At 74.7% G+C, this 15,794-nt stretch carries 10 protein-coding genes; 8 read left to right on the forward strand and 2 right to left on the reverse strand.

Annotated elements, in window-relative coordinates:
- Nucleotides 1-19: 19 nt before the first annotated feature.
- The 8 genes from AC156L_RS15015 (at nt 20) to AC156L_RS15050 (ending at nt 7,889) form a co-directional block, all read left to right on the forward strand.
- Nucleotides 20-784, forward strand: coding sequence for a CIS tube protein (locus AC156L_RS15015; RefSeq protein WP_330876443.1), 765 nt, complete (start codon nt 20-22; stop codon nt 782-784).
- Nucleotides 781-2,478 carry a VgrG-related protein gene (locus AC156L_RS15020; RefSeq protein WP_330876442.1) on the forward strand — a complete coding sequence of 566 codons (1,698 nt, stop codon included), beginning with the start codon at nt 781-783 and terminating at the stop codon, nt 2,476-2,478. Before AC156L_RS15015 ends, AC156L_RS15020 begins: the two co-directional genes overlap by 4 nt.
- 20 nt (nt 2,479-2,498) lie before the next feature.
- Nucleotides 2,499-2,813 (forward strand): PAAR domain-containing protein, encoded by a 315-nt coding sequence (locus AC156L_RS15025; protein ID WP_330876441.1) that lies wholly within the window; start codon nt 2,499-2,501, stop codon nt 2,811-2,813.
- On the forward strand, nt 2,810-3,220 hold the full coding sequence (locus AC156L_RS15030; protein ID WP_330876440.1) for a GPW/gp25 family protein: 411 nt from the start codon (nt 2,810-2,812) through the stop codon (nt 3,218-3,220). The genes AC156L_RS15025 and AC156L_RS15030 overlap by 4 nt, the downstream gene beginning before the upstream one ends.
- Complete coding sequence (locus AC156L_RS15035) at nt 3,220-5,154, forward strand: putative baseplate assembly protein (RefSeq protein WP_330876439.1); 1,935 nt, start codon at nt 3,220-3,222, stop codon at nt 5,152-5,154. Before AC156L_RS15030 ends, AC156L_RS15035 begins: the two co-directional genes overlap by 1 nt.
- Nucleotides 5,151-5,711 carry a phage tail protein gene (locus AC156L_RS15040; RefSeq protein ID WP_330876438.1) on the forward strand — a complete coding sequence of 187 codons (561 nt, stop codon included), beginning with the start codon at nt 5,151-5,153 and terminating at the stop codon, nt 5,709-5,711. Before AC156L_RS15035 ends, AC156L_RS15040 begins: the two co-directional genes overlap by 4 nt.
- The gene (locus tag AC156L_RS15045; RefSeq protein ID WP_330876437.1) at nt 5,711-7,126 is read left to right on the forward strand and encodes an NADase-type glycan-binding domain-containing protein; all 1,416 of its coding nucleotides are present in this window, start codon (nt 5,711-5,713) and stop codon (nt 7,124-7,126) included. The genes AC156L_RS15040 and AC156L_RS15045 overlap by 1 nt, the downstream gene beginning before the upstream one ends.
- Before the next feature lie 142 nt (nt 7,127-7,268).
- The gene (locus tag AC156L_RS15050) at nt 7,269-7,889 is read left to right on the forward strand and encodes a response regulator transcription factor (protein ID WP_330876436.1); all 621 of its coding nucleotides are present in this window, start codon (nt 7,269-7,271) and stop codon (nt 7,887-7,889) included.
- 454 nt (nt 7,890-8,343) lie between these two features.
- Here the strand turns inward: AC156L_RS15050 and AC156L_RS15055 are convergent, their stop codons facing one another.
- Nucleotides 8,344-11,838 carry an ATP-binding protein gene (locus AC156L_RS15055; RefSeq protein ID WP_330876435.1) on the reverse strand — a complete coding sequence of 1,165 codons (3,495 nt, stop codon included), beginning with the start codon at nt 11,836-11,838 and terminating at the stop codon, nt 8,344-8,346.
- A 196-nt stretch (nt 11,839-12,034) separates the two neighbouring features.
- Complete coding sequence (locus tag AC156L_RS15060) at nt 12,035-15,352, reverse strand: ATP-binding protein (protein ID WP_330876434.1); 3,318 nt, start codon at nt 15,350-15,352, stop codon at nt 12,035-12,037.
- Between the last annotated feature and the right edge of the window lie 442 nt (nt 15,353-15,794).

Below are 15,794 nucleotides of genomic sequence, written 5' to 3' on the forward strand. Positions count from 1 at the left end.
CGACGGGAGGAGGCGGACCGTGGCATCGAAGGTCGGGGTGATCGCGGGCAAGGCGGGCAAGGCGGCGAAGGCGTACTTCGGTTCGGGCCTCGTCAAGGCGCAGCTGGTGATCATGGAACCGCCCGCCAGGAGCGGTGCCAAGCCGGGGGCGCGGTTGGCCACGGTCAAGTTCCAGTTCAACCCGAACAAGTTGGCGCTGAGCAAGAGCGTCGAGTGGCGGCGGAAACCGGCGCGGATGGCGGGCCAGGCGTCGCTGCCGGAGTTCGTCGGCAGCGGGCCGCGGTCGTTGAGCGTGGACGTGTTCCTGGACGCGACCGCCGAGCACGACAACTCGGTGGAGGAGCGGGTGGAGAAGCTGATGATCGCCTGCGTGCCCACGAAGGCCAGCCTGCGCAAGAAGAAGCCCGCGAGCCCGTGGGTCCGCTTCGAGTGGGGCACCGCCACGTCGGTGTCCTTCGACGGCGTGCTGTCCAGCCTGTCGGTGGACTACTCGCTGTTCGACGTGGACGGCAAGCCGCTGCGCGCCACCTGCTCGCTGGCCATCGAGGAGGCGGGGGCGGGCACGCCCGGCCAGAACCCGACGTCCGGCTCGCGCGAGGCCCGGCGGACGCACCGGGTGGTCGCCGGGGACAGCCTGCCGCAGCTGGCGTGGCGCGAGTACGGCGACGCGACGGCCTGGCGGGTGATCGCGGAAGCCAACGACATCGACGACCCCATGGTCCTGGTCCCCGGCACGGAACTGCTGGTACCGGGTGTGGCGGGAGAGACAGGGGAGGACCGATGACCGGGCCGGACGTGGAGGGCGACAACATCGCCGCGAGCGCGCTGGTGCGCGCGAACGGCATCCCGCTGATCGCCGAGGCCGACCAACTGGTCCGCTGCGTGGTGGACGAGAACGTCGGCCTGCCCGACTGCGCCGTGCTGACGTACTCCGACGAGAAGAACGATCTGCTCAAGGAGACGCGCATCACGATCGGCACCGAGCTCGTGGTGTCGCTGGCGGCCTCGAGCGTCACCACCACCGAGCAGGTGTTCTCCGGCGAGGTCACCGCGCTGGAGCTGGACCGCGACCGCACCGGCCAGTACACCGTGATCCGGGCGATGAGCCGGGCGCACCGCCTGATGCGGGGTCGCAAGGTCCAGGCGTTCCGCAACATGTCGGCGGCGGCCGTCGTGCGGAAGGTCGTCAAGGACGCCGGGTTGACCGCGGGCAGGCTCGACGTCGCGGGCGTCACCTACCAGCACCTGAGCCAGGCGGGCGTGTCGGACTGGGACTTCCTCCAGATGCTCGCGCGGGAGCACGACGCCGTGGTCCGGGTCGACGAGACGGGGCGGCTGGAGTTCGTCAAGCTCACGTCGGCGAGCAAGGCGCCCAAGCCGAAGACGACGAACGACCCGCACGTGCTGGAGCTCGGCGAGAACACCGTCGCGCTGCGCGCCGTGCTGACCACCGCGGACCAGGCCAACGGCGTCGAGGTGCGCGGCTGGGACGTGGCCACCAAGAAGGCGCTGGTCGCGGTGTGCCCCAACACCTTGAGCAAGACCGTCAGGCCTGGTTTGAAGGCGAGCGAGGCCAACGCGGCCTTCCGCACCCAGGCGCCCCTGCTCGTCACCGACACGCCGTACGCCACGCAGGCCGAGGCGACCCGAGCGGCGCGCTCGCTGGAGGCGTCCACCAGCGCGGGCTACGGGGAACTGGAGGCCGTCGTCACCGGCAACCCCAAGCTCCGCGCGGGCGACCCGGTGGCGCTGACCAACTCCGGCAAGGACTTCGACGGCGCCTACACCGTGACCGCGGCGCGGCACGTGCTGGAGCCCGAGACCGGCTACTACACCACGCTGACGGTCAGCTCCTCCTACGACCGCTCGCTCGCGGGCCTGGTCACCGGCGGCAACGCGCCTGCCCGCAGCCCGCGCATGCCCGGCCTGGCCACCGGCATCGTCACCGACATCAAGGAGGCGGGCGGCCAGCGCGGCTGGGTGCGGCTGACGTTCCCGTGGCTGGACGACAAGTACGTCACCGACTGGGTGCGCACCGTGCAGTGGGGCGGGGCGGGCGGCGGCGGGGTGTTCAGCCCCGAGGTCAACGACGAGGTGCTGGTCGGGTTCGAGCAGGGCAGCCTGGACCGGCCCTACGTGATCGGCGGGCTCTACAACGGCGTGGACAAGCCCTCGGCGCACGACCTGCCGCTGGTGGACGGCAGACGCGGCAAGGTCAACCGCCGCTCACTGGTCTCGCGCACCGGCAACCGGGTGGAACTGCTGGACGGCACGGTGCGGTCGGGTGTCCGGCTGGCCTCCGGCGACAAGCGGTTGGAGGTCGTGCTCGACGAGAAGCGCAACAAGATCGACCTGTTCGTGCGCGGACCGGGCGGCGCGCGCGTGCTCAGCTCGGTGTCGCTGACCAGCACCGGCATCACCATCGACGCCGGGCAGGGCGTGCTCACGCTCAAGGGCGCCCTCATCAAGCTCAACTGACCACGTGAGGAGATCGCGACATGCCCACCGCTGCCAGACAGGGCGACAAGACGCTGCACGCAGGCACCATCGGCCCGCCGCTGAACCCGCTGTCGGCGGCCCGGCTGATGACGGTGCTGATCGAGGGCAAGCCCGCCGCGACGATCAACTGCGTGCACGTGTGCGCCGTGGTGCCGCACAACGCGGCCCCCAACATCATCCTGATCTCGCCGACCATCGCACGCCGCGGCGTCCTCATCGGGGGCCTGGCCGCCGCCGCGGCCATGGACGAGACCACCTGCAAGGCCAAGCTGGCGCCGCGCCCCGGCACGGTGCAGATCGGGGGTCCCCTGTGAGCGCCGACTTCATCGGACGCGGCTGGGGCTTCCCGCTGCGGGCGGGCGCCACCGGCGGCATCGGCATGGTCGACCGCGACCAGGAGATCCAGGAGGCCATCCGGCTGGTCCTGGGCACCGCGCCCGGCGAACGCCCGATGCGCCCGGAGTTCGGCTGCGGCATCCACGACCTGGTGTTCGCCACGGCCGACGGTGCGACCGCCGGGCGCATCTCGCGCGAGGTGCGCGCCGCCCTGGACCGGTGGGAGCCGCGCATCGACGTGGCCGACGTGGTCGTGGCGTTCGACTCGGTCGACGTCGGCACGCTCTACATCGAGATCCACTACACCGTGAAGTCCACGAACGACCAGCGCAACCTGGTCTTCCCGTTCTACACGATCCCCTCCGAGGAAGGGGAGGCGGGCTGATGGCGTTGCCAGCGCCCAACCTGGACGACCGGCGCTTCCAGCAGTTCGTGGACGAGGCCAAGCGCTACGTCCAGCAGAGCTGTCCGGAGTGGACGGACCACAACGTGTCCGACCCCGGCATCACCCTCATCGAGACCTTCGCGCACATGGTCGACCAGCTGGTCTACCGGCTCAACCGGGTGCCGGAGAAGAACTACCTGGCGTTCCTGGACCTGCTGGGCGTGCGGCTGTTCCCGCCCACGGCGGCCCGCGCCCTGGTGACGTTCTGGCTGTCCGCGCCGCAGGTGGAGACCGTGTCGCTGCCCGCGGGCACCGAGGTGGCGACGGTGAGCACCGAGTTCGCCGAGGCGATCGTGTTCGCCACCACCGGGGAGCTGCCGATCGTGCCCTGCGAACTGGCGCGCCTGGTCACGCGGTCCGCGTCGGGCGAGCACACCGACCGCACCCGAGACCTGGAGTCGGGCAAGGACGTGGCGTGCTTCCAGGCCTCGCCCGTGCCCGGTGACGCCACCCTGTTCGGGCTCACCGCCGCCGTGCCGAACTGCGCGGTGGTGCTGAGGCTGGAGAGCCGGGTCGAGGGCGTCGGTGTCGACCCGCGGCAGCCGCCGCTGGTGTGGGAGGCGTGGGACGGCGGGGACTGGGTCGCCTGCGAGGTGGACGAGGACGGCACCGGCGGTCTCAACCGGCCGGGTGAGGTCCTGCTGCACGTGCCGGGCGGCCACACCATGTCGGTGGTCGCCGGCCGGCGTGCGGGCTGGCTGCGCTGCCGGGTCACCGAACCGGTGCCCGGCCAGCCGTTCTACTCGGAGTCCCCGACGGTCCGCGAGGCCGAGGCCTACACCATCGGCGGCACCACCGCCGCCGAGCACGCCGAGACCGAGGCGGACGTGCCGCTCGGCGAGTCCGCGGGCGTGCCCGGCCAGCGGTTCACCGCGCCCAGGGCCCCGGTGCTGCTGGACGGCGACCCGGTGGTCGTGCGGGTCTCGGCGGGCGAGGGGTGGGAGGACTGGGCGGTGGTGGAGGACTTCGGCCTGTCCGGCCCCGACGACCGCCACGTGGTGCTCGACGCGTCGAGCGGCGAGTTCCTGTTCCCGCCCGCGGTGCGCGAGGCGGACGGGACGCTGCGCCGCTACGGCGCGGTGCCGCCCAAGGGCGCGGTGCTGAGGGTGCCGCGCTACCGCACCGGCGGTGGCCGGTCGGGCAACGTGGCGCGCGGCACGATCTCGGTGCTGCGCAGCTCGGTGCCCTACGTCTCGGCGGTGGAGAACCGGGAGGCCGCGATCGGCGGGGTGGACGCCGAGACGGTGGCCGAGGCGAAGGTGCGGGCGCCCAACCAGTTGCGGGTGCAGGACCGCGCGGTCACCGCGGAGGACCACGAGCTGATCGCGCGGCAGGCCGCGCCGTCGCTGGCGCGCGTGCGCTGCCTGCCGGTGGAGGGCGAGGTGGGGGCGGCGCGGGTGCTGGTGGTGCCCGACGCGGTGGCCGACGAGGGCGACCGGTTGCGGTTCGAGCAGCTTGTGCCCTCCGACGAGGTGCTGGCCGCGGTCTCCCGCCGGTTGGACGAGCGGCGCCTGCTCGGTACCCGGCTGGTCGTGGAACCGCCCCGCTACCAGGGCATCACGGTGGTGGCCCGGCTCACCGCGACCGACGTCAACCGGGTCCGCGAGGCCGCGCTGGCCGCGCTGCACCGCTACCTCAACCCGCTGCGCGGTGGACCGGACGGCGTCGGGTGGGACTTCGGCAGGCCGGTGCAGTTCGGTGAGGTGTTCTCGGTGCTCCAAGCGGTGCCGGGGGTGCTGCTGGTGGACGAGATCCGGATGTTCCCGGCGAACCCGATCACCGGGGTGCGGGGTGCGCCGGTGGACCGGCTGGACGTCGCGCCCAACGCGCTGGTCTTCTCCCACCAGCACCAGGTCGAGGTAGGCGCGTCGTGACCAGGGCCGCGCTGCCGGAGCTGCCGAGCAGGCACCCGCTGGGGGACATGCTGCCCGCGCTGTTCGCGGCGGACGACTTCGCGCAGCGGTTCACCTCCGGTCTGGACGCCGTGCTGTCGGCGGTGCTGTCCACCCTGGACAACCTGCCGGCCTACCTGGACCCCGGACTGGCACCGGAGGACTTCCTGGCGTGGCTGTCGTCGTGGGTGGCGGCAGGGCTGGACCCGGCGTGGCCGGAGCCCCTGCGGCGCGCCCTGGTGCGGCGGGCCGTGGAGCTGCACCGCAAGCGCGGCACGGTGTCCGGGCTCGTCGAGCGGTTGGAGATGTCGTTGGGGGTGCGCGCGGACGTGGCGGACGGTCCGGGGGTGCGCTGGTCGGGCACGCCCGACGCGCCGCTGCCCGGTCCGGCGGTCGACGTGGTCGTGGTGCGGGTGTGGCCGGGGTCGTCCGGTCCGGTGGATCGGGACCGGGTCGAGGCGCTGGTCGGCGCGGTGTGCCCGGTGCACGTCCGGTGCGCGGTCGAGGTGCTGGCCGGGCCGCCCGCGGGTGGGGGGTGATGGCCGTGGTGCGCTCGTGCCCGCAGTGCGGCGCGTCCGTGCGGGACGGCGACGACTTCTGCGGCAACTGCGGCACCTACCTGGGGTGGACCGCCGAGGCCGCTCGGTCGGAGCGAGCCGGTGCGGGCGGGGTGACCGGGACGGCCTCGGCGGTGGGGACGGGAGCGGAGCAGGCCGCGCACCAGGCTCCGGTCGTGCGGGAGGTCCCGACCGGGCAGCAGGCCGTGGTGGGGGAGTCGGCGGGCGGGCAGTCGGCGGGCACGGACGGACGGGCGGCCGACGGGGAAGCGGACGCGGGCGGCGATCCGGACGACGACCGGGACCCGGCGGCCGGGGAGCGACCGGCGGCGGGGCGGTCGGAGGAGGACCACCTGGCGTCCCGGATCGGGACGGCCATCGGGGAAGGACCCTCCGACCAGGCGGAGCTGGGCTCGGCGGTCGGTCTGCAACGTGAGCCCGAGGACCCGGCCACCGCTCGGCCAGGCCTGTGGGCCCGCTGGCGCGCGTGGGTCCGGTCGCGCTTCGGGAAGGACGGCGGGACGTCGACCACCGACGAACTCGACGCCCGCGCCACCGCTGCCGGGAGCAGGCCCGAAGCCGCTCGGGTCCGGACGGCCGCCGGATCGGAGGTGGCGGTGGGCGAAGGTCCGTCGACCGTGGTGCTGGGCCCTGTTCTGCCGGGGAGACCGGAGGCCAAGCGCCCGCTGCCCACCTCCGGCGGCGAGATCGAGGTGGACGGCCCGCCCTGCCCGGTGTGCGGCACCACCAACCCGCCGGGCCGCCGGTTCTGCCGCCGGTGTGCCACACCGCTGGATGGCGGGACCGCGGTCGCCGTCGCGGGTCGCCGCCGACGCGCGCGCCGCGGCGACACCTCCCGGTGGCTGCGCAGGCTGGCCGCGCTGCTCGTGGTCGCCGCGGTGGTGGTCGCCGGAATCGTGTTCTACCCGAAGGCGGCGGATCTGTTCGAGGACCTGCGCGACCGGCTGGCCGACCCCGTGCCGGTCGCGCCCGCGCGCACCTCGGCCACCGCCGAGGTGCCCGACCACCCGGCGTCGGCCGCCGTCGACGGGTTGTCGAACCGGTACTGGGGAGCGCCCGCCGTGGGCGACGCGATCGAGTTCACCTTCGACCAGCCGTTCCGGCTGCTGTCGGTGGTCGTGCACACGGGCGCCTCGGCGCAGCCCGAGCAGTTCCGCGAACAGGCCCGGCCCACGGCCGTGGACCTGGTCGTGACCGGCTCCGGGGGCGTTTCCCGCACGATCGCGGTGGCGCTGAACGACCAGCCGGGCCCGCAGCGCACCGACACCGGCATCAGCGACGTCATCGCGGTGCGCCTGGTCGTGAAGTCCGCCGCGGGACTGGGCGCGGGCAGGTGCGTGGCGCTCGGCGAGGTCGAGTTCTTCCGCCGCCCGTGACCGGGACCGGTGCGGTGCGGTGCGGGGGATTGGCGGCGGAGTCGGCGCGAGGGCCGTGAAGAACTCTTGTAGACGCGTTGGAGAGCGCGTGAAGCCGCGCCTCGCAGACTCGGGATCGGGAACCGGACCTGTGGAGGCAGCGGTGGAACGAGTTCGGGTCGTCGTCCAGACGGCGGATCACCTGAGCATGGCGGGGTTGACCAGCTACCTCGGCGGGCGGGCCGAGATCGAGGTCCTGGACTGGGACCAGCGGGCGACGGCGAACGTGGTCGTGGTCGCCGTCGACCGGATCAGCCCGGAGGTGCTGACCGGACTGCGGCGGGTGGCCACCGACATCGGGGCGCCGGTGGTGCTGGTGCTCGACGAGGTCGGCGAGAGGGACGTGCTCGCCGCGGTGGAGCACCGGGTGGTGGCGATCCTGCCCCGCACCGCCGCGACCGGCGCGGGAGTCCTGCGCAGTGTTCTGGCGGCGGCCTCGGGCGGCGGGGTCATGCCGCCCAGCCTGGTGGCGGAGCTGCTCAAGCACGTGGAGCGGCTCCAGCGGGCCCTGGTGTCGCCGGACACGAGCGTGCCCAAGCTGACGCCGCGCGAGGCCGACGTGCTGCGGTTGATGGCCGACGGTCTGGGCACCGCCGAGATCGCGGACAGGTTGTGCTACGCCGAGCGCACGATCAAGAACGTCTTCTACGGGTTGACCACCAGGCTCAACCTGCGCAACCGGCCGCACGCGGTCGCCTACGCACTGCGGAAGGGGATGATCTGAGGTGGACGAGGCCCTGGCTGCCAAACGGGAACGTGCCCGGCCGAGACGGGTGGTGTACCTGGTGCGGCGAGGAGCGCGGGAGACGACCGGGGCGCGGGTCGCCCGGCCGGGCAGGGACTGGGTGATGTCGGCCGATGGGGTGATCGGCGCCCCGGCGGAGGGGGATGAGTAGCACTCCACCCGCGGAGGGGCGGGGCGGACTCGCCGCGGGCACGGCGCCGCGCCGCAGGAGGAGGGACCGGGGATGTGCTGACGTGCCGCGTGGAGTGGACGGATCGGGGATGTGCTGACGTGCCGCTCAGTGTGGACGGATCGGGGATGTGCTGACGTGCCGCTCAGTGTGGACGGACCGGGGGTGCGCCGACGTACCGCGCCGAGCGGACGGATCGGTTGCGCACCACCGGTCGCCTGGTCGACGACCGGGGCCGGTGATGGCGGGACAGCGCGTCGGTGCTCAGCCGACGCGGGTGGTGGCCCGGCGGACGTCCCACGCCGCGCCCAGGCCGCGGTAGAGACCGACCGCCTCGCGCAGCGCCGCGCCGGCCTCAGGATCCCGCCCCCGTCGGGCGAGCAGGACCGCGCGGTCCTCCAGCGTCTGCGCCGACTCGAACACCCGGCCCACCGAGCGGTAGTGCGCGGCGACCTCCGTGAGCCCGTCCGGGTCCTCCGCCAGCACGCAGCGGCATCGCCGCGCCGCCGCGGCGGCCCTGGCCGCGATCGGTTCCCTGGCCGCCTCGGCCTCGCAGGCCTCGACGGCGGCGCGGGCCGTCGCCCGGTCGTCGCAGTCGAGCGCCACCCGGACCAGATCGGGCAGCCACTGGTGCCGCAGCATCATCTGGGCGTAGCGGGTGTCGAGGATCCCGCCCAGCAACCCGATCGCGTCGGCGTGGTCGCCGTTCCGGTACGCCGCGGCGGCCCGTGCCGCCACCAGGAAGTCGCAGTTCTCCCGGTTCGCCGCGGTCGCCAGGGGCAGCGTGAGACCCGCGTGCAGGTGCCGCCTGAGCGCCAGGTCGTCGTCCCGGTGCGCGGCGATCAGCGCGGCGACGCCGTGCAGCAGCATCAACCCGCCCTCGCGCAGGCCGAACCCGGTGATGCCCGAGTGGTCCCCGAGCGCCGCGCCGAGGCGGTCCACCGCCTCGTTCCACCCGCCGAGCCAGAACTGGTGAACGGCCGCGCCGACCTGGAGGGCCGCCACGGGCGCGCCCTGCTTGGCCGCGTCGAACGCCAGCCGCACCGCGTCGGTCGCCTCGTCGAGCCGGTCCAGGCACTGGAGCGTGAACACGCGGTTGTCCAGCAGCACCAGCTTCAGGTCGGTGAGGCTGACGTCGGTGCCCACCACGTCCAGCGCCCGGTCCAGGTAGGCGAGCGCGCTCACGTAGTCGCGCCGCGCCGCGTCGACCTGCCAGAGCACCTCCAGGGACTGGCCGATGGCGAACGGGTCGGCCGCGCGTTCCCCGACCTCGATGGACTCGCGCGCGCTCGTCGCCGCCGCGTCGAGGTCGTCGAGCCCGGCGCGCTGCACCAGCGCCAGCAGCGACAGCAGCCGGGCCCGCCACGCGTCGGGCAGCGCCGGGTCGGCCAGCGTGTCCCGCAGCGACGTCAGCGCCTGCTCCGGCCGTGACGCGCGGAAGGGGACGTAGGCCGTCGTCCACTGGACCTCCGCGATCCGGTCCGGGTCGCGCAGCCGCGGCAGGGCCCGCCGGGCGTGGTCCTCGGCCTCGGCGTCCCGGCCGATCCGGAACAGCGCGCTGCTCAGGTGCGCCCGCAGCGTCGCGGCGCGCTCGTCGGGCACGGCCGTGGACCGCAGCGCCCGCCGCAGCAGCTCGACCGCGACCAGCGGCGCCTCGCAGACCAGCGCGGGCGCCCGCACCAGCAGCCAGTCCACCACCCACGCTCCGACGTCCCCGGACGCGGCCAGCAACTGCTCGGCCACGTGGTCGACCGGTGCCCCGGCCTGCGCGAGCGCCTGCGCGGCCTGCTGGTGCAGGACGTCGCGCAGCGCCGCGGGTGTCCTCTCGTGCAGCGCCTGCCGCAGCACCGGGTGCCGGAACGCGATGCGCGTCCCGGCATCGCGCAGCACCCCCGCCGCGGCGGCCTCCTCGAACGGCGTCACCAGGTCCGCCACCGGGCGGCCCAGCACGACGGCCAGATCGTCGACCGAGAACTCGCAGCCCAGCAGCGCCGCCCACCGCAGCACCTCGCGCGTGGGGGCGGAGACCAGGTCCAGGCGCCCGTCGACCGCGGACACCAGCGAACCGGGGACCCGGTCGAAGGCGTGCTCGTCCACCTCGGCCACGTCGGTGCCGACGACCACCAGCCGCTCGCGCAGCAGGGCGTCCGCGACCTCCCGCACGCACAGCGGGTTGCCGCCCGTCCGCGCGGCGATCTCGCGCAGCGCCGGACCGGGCGGTGCGCCCACCCGCCGCCGGACGATGTCCGCCACGTCCGCGTCCGCCAACGGCGCCAGGTCCAGCACCACGCCACCACCGGACTCCGTGACGCGGCGCAGGCGGGCCACCTCCGGCCGGTGCGGCACCGGGCGCGCCGCGCCCAGCAGCAGCAGCGGTAGGTGCCGGGTCAGCGCGCCGAGCCTGCGCCACACCTCGGTGCTGGCCTCGTCGGCCCACTGGAGGTCGTCCAGCACCAGCACCAGGGGTGCGTCGGCGCACAGCGCCTCCACCAGGGCCACCAGCCGGTCGACGCCGACCGCGACCGGGTCGCCGCTCGCGAAGATCGATCCGACGGACTGCCGCTCGCGCAGCACCCGAGCCACGGCCGCGCGCCGCGGGTCGGCGGCGGCGGGATCCACGTCCAGGGCGTCCAGAGCGAGCCGGAGGGGGAAGCGGCCGTCCATCTCGTCGGCCACGGCGTGGGCCGTCGGGTGCCCCGCCAGCCCGGCCCGTGCCAGTGCGACGGCCAGCAGCGCCGACTTGCCGATGCCCATCTCACCCTCGACCCACAGCGTCCCGCCGCGTCCGGCGGACAGGTCGTCGACCGCCCGCGAGATCGCGGCCAGCTCGGCGCGGCGGCCCACCAGGACCGGCTCGTCGGAGGTGCGGACCACCGGTGCCGCGTCCGGCGGTGCTGGGAGATCCGGCGGTGCTGGGCGATGAGGTGCCGAGCGGTCGGGGGACGCGTGGGTGGCGGTGGGAGCCCGCGGCGGTGCGGGGCGCGGGGGAACCGGAGTGGTGGGCGTGCCGCTGAGCACGAGCTGCTGCGCGGCGCGCAGCCCCGGCCCCGGTTCCACGCCCAGTTCGGTCACCAGCACCCGGCGGGCGTCGCGGAACACCTCCAGCGCCTCCGCGCCGCGCCCGTCGCGGTGCAGGGCCAGCACCAGCAGCTCGCGCGCCCGTTCCCGCAGCGGTTCCTCGGCGACCAGCGCGCCGAGGTCCGCGATCACGTCGGTGTGCCCGCCGGTCGCCAGGGCCGCCTCGGCGCGCAGCTCCCGCGCGGTGGTCCGCTCCGTGGCCAGCTCCCGCCGCCGGGTCTCGGCGAACGGTCCGCTCAAGCCCGCCAGCGCCTCACCCCGCCACAGCCCCAGAGCCGCGTCGAGCGAGCCCAGTGCCGCGTCCGCGTCGCCGTCGGCCAGCTGCTGCCGACCCCGCGCCCGCAGCGCCCGGAACTCCGCCAGGTCCGAGGCGGCCTGCGCCCACCGCAGGCGGTAGCCCGACCCGACCGACTCCAGCACCCGCGAGGCCGCCCCGCGCGCCCGGTCCGGCTCCAGGGCCCTGCGCAGCAACGAGATGTAGGTGTGGACGCTGCCTTCCGCCGTGGCGGGCGCGTCTCGGCCCCACACCCCGGCCACCAGGTCGTCCCGCCGCACGGCCGCGCCCGTGCGCAGCGCGAGCATCGCGAACACCGCTCTGGGGTGTGCCGAGCCCAGCGGCACCTCCCGGTTCCCGATCCACGCGCGCACCGGCCCCAGCACGACCAACCGCAACTCCGACATCCCGCCCGCCCTCCCAAGGCTCCTCAGGTCGCGGAGCACGTCCTCACGCCTGCTTCCCGGAGGTCTTCCGGGTCGCGGTCACGTCCGATGCCGAACGTGCTCACCGCACCGACGCGCACCCACCCGCCCGTCCGCTGGTGCCGCCGTGATCGACGCGCACACCCCTCCCGCTTCCCAGCTCCCGCCCCGCGGTTCTTCAGGCCACGCGCCGCAACCGGGCCCCGGCCCGCCGCGCGTCCCACTCCGCGCCGAAACCGCGGTAGACCGCCACGGCCTCCCGCACCGCCGCCTCGGCCGCGTCGCAGCTGCCGTGCCCCGCCAGCACCGCGGCGGCGTCCTCCAGCGCCTCGGCCAGCTCCACCGGCCGACCCACCTCCCGGTACCGGGCCACCGCGTCGAGCACGAGGACCGGGTCGTGGTCCACCAGCCCGCGGCAGCGCAGCGCCACCGCACCAGCCCCGTCGACCGCTTCGGCGCGATCGACCGCACGTGCCGCCACGTCGCGGTCGTCCGCCAGCAGCGCCAACCGCGTCAGCAGTGGCAGCCACCGGAGGTCGGGCGCCACGCGGCCGGGCGCGAGCACCCCGGTCAGCGCGGTGAGCGCGTCGTCCACCCGTTCGGCGCGTTCGGCGAGGACGGCTTCGGCGGCGGCTCGGAAGTCGTCCACGAAGTCCTCCCGGTGGTCTGCCCCGGCGCGCAGGTGCCGCAGCGCCACGTCCACCCGGTCCTGGCGGACCGCGACGAGCGCGGCGACGCCGTGCGCGGGGGGCGTCGGCCCGCGGTCACGGGGCCAGGGGCTCGGCGTCGGCTCCCGGTGGCCGTCGACCAGGTCGAGCGCGTCCGCCCAGCGACCCCGCCAGTAGCACTGCGCCACGGCGGCGAGGTGGGGCCGCGTCGTGCGCAGCAGCTCATCGGCCTCGTCCAGGCGGTCGAGGTGCTGGAGGGTGAACACCTTGTCGCCCACCAGGTCCGCGTGGACCTCCGTGGCCACGGGGACCGCGAGGGCCTGGTCGACCTGCCGCAACGCCTCGGCGTGGTCGCCGCGGGCTGTCGCCGCCCGCCACAGCCCGTGCCTGGCCTGCGCCACGGCGAAGTCGTCGCGCACCTCCCGCGCCAGCTCCAGCGCCCGGTGTCCGGCGGTCTCGCCCACGTCGCCGGTCAGCACGCCCGCGGTCAGCGCCTCCAGGCGGGCCCGCCAGACGGGCGGCGTGGCACGGTCGGCGACCGCTGCCCGCAGCACCTCGGCGGCGTCCGCGGTGCGGCCCTCGCGGTGGTGCGAGGCGGCCAGGATCCAGCGCAACTCGGCGACCAGGTCGTGGTCCCTGACGCGGGCCAGCGCGTAGCGGGCGTCGGCGTCGGCGCGGCGGCCGAGTCCGAACAGCAGGCGGGCCAGCCGGGCGGCGAGCCGTTCCCGATCGCCCGCGGGCACGTCCGACTGCGCGATGGCCGACCGCAGCAGCGCGACCGCCAGGTCCGGGTCTCGCGTCGCGACCGCGTCGGCGTTGGCGACCAGCCAGTCCACCACCCAGGGGTCGACCGCGGTCGACGCGGTGGCCAGCTGCCGCGCGACCAGGTCGACCGGCGACCCGGCCGCCGCGAGGGCTTGGGCGGCCTGGCGGTGCAGCGCGCCCCGCACGGCGGCCGGGGTGCCCAGGTAGAGGGCGCGGTGGACCAGGTGGTGCCGGAAGGCGAACGTGGCGCCCACCTCGACCAGGACGCCGGCCGCCATGGCCTCCTCCACGGAGGCGACCAGCTCGCGGACCGACTGCCCCGCCACGACCGCCGCGTCACCGGGCGCGAACGCGGTGCCCAGCAGCGCGGCCCGGCGCAGCAGGTCCAGTGCCTCCGCCGAGAGGAACGCCAGCCGCCTGGTCAGCGCCGTCACCAGCGAGGTCGGCATGTGCTGGTCCACCACCCCCGCCTCGGCGACCCCGGCGTGGAACGTGACGGCGTTCTCACGCAGCAACGCGTGGACCACTTCCTTGACGTAGAGCGGGTTGCCCCCCGCGCATTCCGCGAGCCGGTCCAGGCCCCGGCCGGGTGTGGCGCCCACCAGACCGGTCACCAGGGCGGTGACCTCGTCGTCCGCCAGCGGCCCGAGGACGACCAGTCCGCCCGCCTCCACGACCAGGCGCCGCACCCGCGCCACGTCCTCGCGGTGCGGCACCGGCCGCGTCACCGCGATCAGGAGCAGGGAGAGCCGGTGCGCCAGGCGCGACAGCCGGCGCCACAGCAGCACGCTGGCCTCGTCGGCCCACTGGAAGTCGTCGAGCGCCAGCACCAGCGGGGCTTCCGCGCACAGCTCGCGGACCAGGTCCACCAGGCGATCGATGGCGGTGAGCACCGGGTCGCCCGCGGCGTCGCGGTCGCCCGCCGCGGCCAGCAGGTCCTGGGCCAGCTCGACGCGGCGCGCGTCGGGGGACGTGACCGACACGTCGAGGGCGTCGAGCACCACGCGGAGGGGAAAGCGGCTGCCCAGCTCGTCGGCCGCCGCCCTGGCCACGCGGACGTCCGCGCCCGCCAGGCAGGCCGCCAGCAGCGAGGACTTGCCGATGCCCGGTTCACCCTCCAGCCACAGGACCCCGCCGCGGCCACCGGCCACGTCGGACACCGCGCGCCGCAGCAGCCCGAGTTCCCGGCGTCGACCGACCAGGGGTTCCAACGCCTGTCGGGGCCCGCTCGTCGGGGGAGTGGCGGAGGACGAGGTCGGGGGAATCGGGGACGGTCCGGCCGCGGGTGGGCGTGGGGGCGCATCGCCCTCCAACACCCTGCGGTGGGCCTCGCGCAGAGCGGGGCCGGGCTCGATGCCGAGCTCGTCGGCCAGCACGTGCCGGGCGTCGCGGAACACCTCCAGCGCCTCGGCCTGCCTACCCCCTCGGTGCAGCGCGGACATCAGCAGCGCCCGCAGACCTTCCCGCAGCGGGTGCTCGACCACCAGTCCCGCCAGATCGGCCGCCACGTCGGCGTGCCAGCCCAGCAGCAGCGCCAGTTCGGCGCGCCGCTCCACGGCGGCCAGTCGCAGTTCGTGCAACCGCGACCGCTGGGACTCGGCGAACCGGCCCGTCACGGAGAACAGCGCCTCGCCCTCCCACAGCGCCAGCGCGGCGTCCAGTTCGGCCACCGCCCGCTCGGGGTCGTGCCGCGCCAGGACTTCCGCCCGTTCGCGGTGCCGGTCGAAGCGGTGGACGTCCAGCGCCTCGCGGTCCAGTCGGAGTGCGTACCCGGCTCCCGACGAGGTGAGCACCACCCCGGCCGACCGCTTGGACCGCTCCGGCTCCAGCGCCCGGCGCAGCGCGGAGATGTAGGTGTGGAGGCTCGCTCCGGCGGTCGCGGGCGGCGCGTCGCCCCACACCCCGTCGATCAGCTCGTCCTTGGAGACCGCGTCGTTCGCCCGCATAGCGAGGACGGTGAACACGGCGCGCGTGCGCGCGGTGCCGAGGTCGACCTCCACGCCGTTGCGCCACGCGCGCACCGGGCCGAGCAGCCTGATCACCAGCGAAGAGGTCGTGCTCATCGGCATCGGGACACCCTCCGTGCGGAACAGGGACCGGGTGGCGGCTCTTGGCAATGGCGTATTTGTGCCGATTGGTATGCGGCATTCACCTCTTTGGCACGTTATCACGGGAGCGTTCCCAGAAGAATGCCCACAATCTGCCGTCTCAATTGCTCTTTCCGTCGGCCAAACGAGTGATGCTTCCTCTTTGGATAGTCTTCGAGCAGACTTCACAGTGGTTTTGTCGAAAGGCCCTTGGGATTCCCGGCACCGTGGAATCGGTGAGCGACTTCGCGGATGAGGGATTGTGCGATTCACCGGAATACCCGAAATCGGCGGCCTGCGCGGTGGTCGGCGGCCGTGAGCGCATCCGTCGCGGCAGGGCCTCGGGCCGGTTGGTCCTGCTCGCGGCGGGTGGGGTCAGTGGTCTGAACCACGAGCCTGTACCGCTCGAAAAGTCACC

This window comes from Umezawaea sp. (genome assembly GCF_057122925.1).